The following is a 691-nucleotide window of genomic DNA, read 5'->3' as shown; positions in this document are numbered from 1 at the left end:
CACTACACCCAATGGCTCGTTCTCGGGCCCGATCAGGCGGACTTCCGGGGCCATGATTTCCCGGTTCAGGCGGTGTTGGCGTTCCTCGCGGTGGCGGCGGTCGCGAAATGCAGTAGCGATGGTCAGAATCCTTCAAACAATTTGCCACATTTCTGTAGCGAACACCGTCGAATCCACGCCCACAAGCAGCCTGATCAAAAAAATCAGCCCTTGAATCCGGTCGAATTCAAAGCTTGTGTTGGATGTCGTGGGCGATCTTTTGAGAGAAGGACTCCACCGACATGGCACCGAGGTCAACATTGCCCCGGGCGCGCACTGCGACGGCACCAGCTTCCTTCTCCTTGTCACCTACGACCAGGATGTAGGGAAGCTTTTGCAACGAATGCTTCCGTATTTTATACGTAATCTTTTCGTTGTGCAGGTCGAGCGAGACTCTAAGCCCTTGATTCTGCAGCGTTTTGGCAACTTCCGCGGCATAGTCGGCCTGGTTCTCACTGATATTGAGCACTGCCGCCTGCGTCGGAGCGAGCCATGCGGGCAGCGCGCCGGCATGGTGTTCGATCAGCATGCCGATGAAGCGCTCGAGGCTGCCGACGATCGCGCGGTGCAGCATCACCGGGTGGGCGCGGCCGCTGGATTCCGTGACGTACTCGGCGCCCAGGCGTTCGGCCATGTTGAAGTCGACCTGCAT

Annotated in this window: 1 protein-coding gene and 1 pseudogene; both read right to left on the bottom strand. The window is 58.2% G+C overall.

Annotated features, from left to right (window positions below; all coding sequences use genetic code 11):
- Window positions 1-129 (bottom strand): annotated as a pseudogene (locus AC1D2E_RS36030) (translation initiation factor IF-3); the annotation flags it as partial.
- 97 nt (window positions 130-226) lie between these two features.
- Window positions 227-691, bottom strand: a 465-nt coding sequence (locus AC1D2E_RS36025) for a His/Gly/Thr/Pro-type tRNA ligase C-terminal domain-containing protein (protein ID WP_478201817.1), incomplete at its 5' end; no start/stop codon positions are given.

This window comes from Variovorax sp. P1_H2 (genome assembly GCF_056405295.1).
The sequence above is the reverse complement of the archived record's forward strand: the minus strand, read 5'-3'. Positions and strand labels throughout refer to the sequence as shown.